Genomic DNA, 3,967 nt, shown 5'->3' on the forward strand with positions numbered 1-3,967 from the left:
TGCGCCATTTTTAAGGAGTAGAGATGAATTTATTTGAAAAACTCTTTAAAATTCATATAAAACAGTACAAAATAAGAGCTGAGCATTAGCGATTTTTAACCGCTAATGCGACAGCCCCTTTATTAAAGTTAAAAAATTTAAATTAGTATGGAAGAAATTTTTTTCATAGCGATTTCAACATTTTTTCTATCTCCAAAGGATGTAAGCCTAAAGAAACCTTCTCCATTCTTACCAAATCCAGAACCAGGAGAACCAACTGTATTAGCCCTTTCTAGTAGAAAATCAAAAAATTCCCACGATGTCATGCCCTTAGGACATTTTAACCATATATATGGTGAGTTTTCACCGCCAGTAAACCAGATATTCATATTCTGTAATGTATTACATATTATTTTCGCATTATCCATGTAATAATTAATAAACTTTGATATTTCTGCTTGCCCTTCTTCTGTAAAGGCAGCTTCTGCAGCCCGTTGAATAATGTAAGCTACTCCGTTAAATTTTGTAGTCTGCCGTCTTAGCCATAGCATATTTAAATGAACACCTTCAAATCTTAGTTCATTTGGGACAATAGTATAGCCGCATCTTGTTCCGGTAAAACCTGCATTTTTTGAAAGTGAGCAAATTTCTATAGCACATTTCTTGGCATCTTCAATTTCATAAATGCTTCTTGGCAGCTTCCTATCTTGAATATAGGCTTCATATGCTCCATCAAATATAATTACAGCATTACAAGATAATGCATAGTCTACCCATTCTTTTAGTTCATCTTTATTATATACTGCTCCAGTAGGATTATTAGGAGAACAGATGAATATTATATCGGCTTTAATATTTTTATCAGGCATTGGAAGAAAGTTGTTTTCTTCTGTTGCACACATAAATATTATTTTTCTACCAGCCATAATATTTGTATCCATGTAAACTGGATAAACAGGATCAGGTATCAATACAGTGTTATCATTTGAAAAAATATCAAGTATATTACCTAAATCACTATTTGCACCTTCACTAATGAATATTTCATTTTCTTCTAAAAAAACACCTCTTTTTTCATAATAAGTGCGAATAGCAGTTTTTAAAAAGTTATATCCGTGTTCAGGGCCATATCCTCTGAAAGTATGTTTTGAACTCATTTCAGAAACAGCTTTGTGTAGTGCATTTATTACAGCAGTTGGAAGAGGCTGGGTTACATCTCCAATACCTAGATTAATTATTTCTTTTTTAGGATATTTACTTTTATAATCCTCTACTTTTTTTGTTATAGTAGAAAATAAATAATTATTTTCTAGCTTTAAATAATTACTATTAATATTCATACATCACTTCCCCTTATTTGTAATATTTTTAATTAAATTTCTATATAACCGTCAAATACCTTTTCAGCTTTACCAGTCATTAGTATTCTTTCATTTGTATAGTTAATAATAAGTTCTCCGCCCTTTAGAATAACATAAATATCTTCTCCCTTATTACAAAATCTATTTTCAACAGCAGCTACAGCAGCAGCACAAGCTCCTGTTCCACAAGCTAAAGTTTCACCACTACCGCGTTCCCAAACCCTCATTTTAATAGTGTTTTTGTCTATAACCTTAACGAATTCAGTGTTTATTCTTTCAGGAAAAATAGGGAAATTTTCAAAATTTGGTCCAATACTCATTAAATTAAGGTTTTCTATATTATCTTGAAAAACAACGCAATGAGGATTTCCTATTGAAACACAGGTTATTTTATAATCCTCACCATTTATGGATATTTTTCTATTAATTATTTTTTCTCCATTAAGTTTAACAGGAATCTTTGAAGGTAAAAATTCTGCTTTACCCATATCTACAGTCACTGATGAAACTAAGTTATTTATTATATGAAGTGTTAAATTTTTTACCCCGCTTATAGTTTCAATAGTTACATTTTTCTTTTTAATAATTTCATTATCAAATAAATATTTTCCTATGCATCTTATTGCATTTCCACACATTTTTCCTTCACTTCCATCAGCATTAAACATACGCATTTTCGCATCTGCTTTATTTGATTTGTAAATTAGTACAATTCCATCACCTCCAATACCGAAATGTCTGTTGGAGATAGATTTTGAGAGTTCTTCAGGTTTATTAATGTCATGATTGATACAATTAAAGAAAATATAATCATTACCACAGCCATGCATTTTTGTAAATTCAATTTTCATCTCATCACCTCTAAGAAAATATGAGAATAATTATTAAATAAATATGACAAGCTTTATTTTTAACAATTCTGTAACTATTTTGGTTAAGATAAGGCATTATAATATAAAATATTCAATGCATGAAAAATATGATAATTAATTAAACTAAATAATTATTAGAAGTTATTTTTTAGAAGTTATTTTGTTTATATTAAAGCAGGAAAGGAAGTGCTTAATATGGCAAAGAAAAACAAAAGTATAAGAATTTTTAGTATATTAATTTTACTAGGGGCTATATTTTTTATTTTCTCTGATGATATAATTAGATATTTTAATATATGGAATAATAAGCAATCAAAAATATCGGAGAAAGAAAATAGCTTTAATAATATTTCTTTAAATAATTCCATGAATAATAATAAACAGAATATTCTATTGGTAAACAAAGAATATGGACTAGAAAAAGGATATGACCAGATGATTTAGAAGCTATACAGGTAAATTCAAATAAGGAAATTTTATTAAGAAAAGAAGCAAGTGAAAATTTAAAAAGAATGTTTAAAGATGCTGAAAAAGAGGGAATATATCTACTTGCAGTTTCAGGTTATAGATCCTATGAATATCAGGAAGATGTTTATACTACTGAGGTTTTTAATCGGGGAGAAGAGTATGCGGATAAATATGTTGCAAAACCAGGTTATAGCGAACATCAAACGGGACTTGCTGTAGATGTTTTAGCAGAGAATTATACAGATATGGATATAAATTTTGAGAATACTGAAGAGTGTAGATGGCTGCACAATAATATGTACAAGTATGGATTTATACTAAGATACATAAAAGGCAAGGAAGATATTACTGGATATAGCTATGAACCTTGGCATATTCGATATGTTGGTATTGAACATTCTAATAAAATAAAAGAAAAAGGCGTATGCTTAGAGGAATATTTAGGTAAGTAGGGAATATGTAAATATATATAAAAATAGAGACTATATTAATATACTTGGAAAGAAAAAATTTAAGATAATAAATTATAATATTAACCTAAATCAAGAATGGGTAAAATATAATATAAAAATTCTTTGGAGGTAAAATTAAATGGATATAAGGTTTGATCCAAATAACCATATTATTAAACTATGCATGAATGGAATGAATTTAGAAGAGACAGGAAATATTGAAGAAGCAATAAATATTTTTAAAAAAGCCTGGGAAGAAGCAGAAGATGAATATGAAAGATTTATAACAGCTTATCATCTAGCTAGAGTACAAAAAAGTATTGAGGATAAATTAAAGTGGATGGAAACCTCTTTACAATTTGCTCTAAAAATAAATGATGTAAATGTAAAGAGTGCCTATTCAACTTTGTATTTGAATATTGCAAAATGTTATGAAATATTATCTGACTATGATAATGCTAGAAGAAATTATGAACTGTCAGAGTTATATAAAGATGAACATTTTGATAAAGGACCTTTTTATCATGGAACAAAGTTTGTGCATATTAGGTTAGATAATATAATTTAATTGTTATTAAAGAATAGTTTATATTAATATAAAATATTTTTCATAGAAGAGATTGTTAAATTAAAAATTAGTAAGAAAATATATTTTAAAAGATATAGAAGTCTTATAATTGTATTATAAGTAAAAATAAGGTAAAATATATGTATAATTATAAATGAGCAAATTTCATAGCATTATTTACCATAAAAATTGAATAGACTCCTCCTAGGCAATTTTTAAGGCTTGAAAAATTTGCTCCAAGGGCACTCCAGCCTTTGATTGTTCATA

General features: G+C 27.9%; 5 protein-coding genes. 3 read left to right on the forward strand and 2 right to left on the reverse strand.

Translation table 11 applies throughout. The features are described from left to right. Positions 1–137 precede the first annotated feature (137 nt). Both KQI16_RS09625 and dapF read right to left on the reverse strand, forming a co-directional pair. Positions 138–1,319, reverse strand: a complete 1,182-nt coding sequence (locus tag KQI16_RS09625) for an LL-diaminopimelate aminotransferase (protein WP_216433935.1) — start codon at positions 1,317–1,319, stop codon at positions 138–140. Positions 1,320–1,351: 32 nt separating this feature from the next. Next, on the reverse strand, positions 1,352–2,191 hold the full coding sequence (dapF, locus tag KQI16_RS09630; RefSeq protein WP_216433937.1) for a diaminopimelate epimerase: 840 nt from the start codon (positions 2,189–2,191) through the stop codon (positions 1,352–1,354). Positions 2,192–2,407: 216 nt separating this feature from the next. Between dapF and KQI16_RS09635 the strand changes: the two genes are divergently transcribed. The 3 genes from KQI16_RS09635 to KQI16_RS09645 all read left to right on the forward strand — a co-directional run bounded on the left by KQI16_RS09635 (position 2,408) and on the right by KQI16_RS09645 (position 3,700). Beyond that, complete coding sequence (locus tag KQI16_RS09635) at positions 2,408–2,656, forward strand: hypothetical protein (RefSeq protein ID WP_216433939.1); 249 nt, start codon at positions 2,408–2,410, stop codon at positions 2,654–2,656. A 29-nt stretch (positions 2,657–2,685) separates the two neighbouring features. Continuing rightward, positions 2,686–3,132 carry a M15 family metallopeptidase gene (locus KQI16_RS09640; RefSeq protein ID WP_330654198.1) on the forward strand — a complete coding sequence of 149 codons (447 nt, stop codon included), beginning with the start codon at positions 2,686–2,688 and terminating at the stop codon, positions 3,130–3,132. A gap of 139 nt (positions 3,133–3,271) precedes the next feature. Next, the gene (locus KQI16_RS09645; protein WP_216433943.1) at positions 3,272–3,700 is read left to right on the forward strand and encodes a tetratricopeptide repeat protein; all 429 of its coding nucleotides are present in this window, start codon (positions 3,272–3,274) and stop codon (positions 3,698–3,700) included. The last annotated feature ends 267 nt before the right edge of the window (positions 3,701–3,967 follow it).

Origin of the sequence: Caproiciproducens sp. MSJ-32, from assembly GCF_018918055.1 — a bacterium.
Lineage (GTDB): Bacteria > Bacillota > Clostridia > Clostridiales > Clostridiaceae > Clostridium.

Bases quoted from the DNA above. Each gene is read 5' to 3' on its own strand.
- KQI16_RS09625 (WP_216433935.1), bottom strand. From the start codon at position 1,319: ATGAATATTAATAGTAATTATTTAAAGCTAGAAAATAATTATTTATTT.
- dapF (WP_216433937.1), bottom strand. From the start codon at position 2,191: ATGAAAATTGAATTTACAAAAATGCATGGCTGTGGTAATGATTATATT.
- KQI16_RS09635 (WP_216433939.1), top strand. From the start codon at position 2,408: ATGGCAAAGAAAAACAAAAGTATAAGAATTTTTAGTATATTAATTTTA.
- KQI16_RS09645 (WP_216433943.1), top strand. From the start codon at position 3,272: ATGGATATAAGGTTTGATCCAAATAACCATATTATTAAACTATGCATG.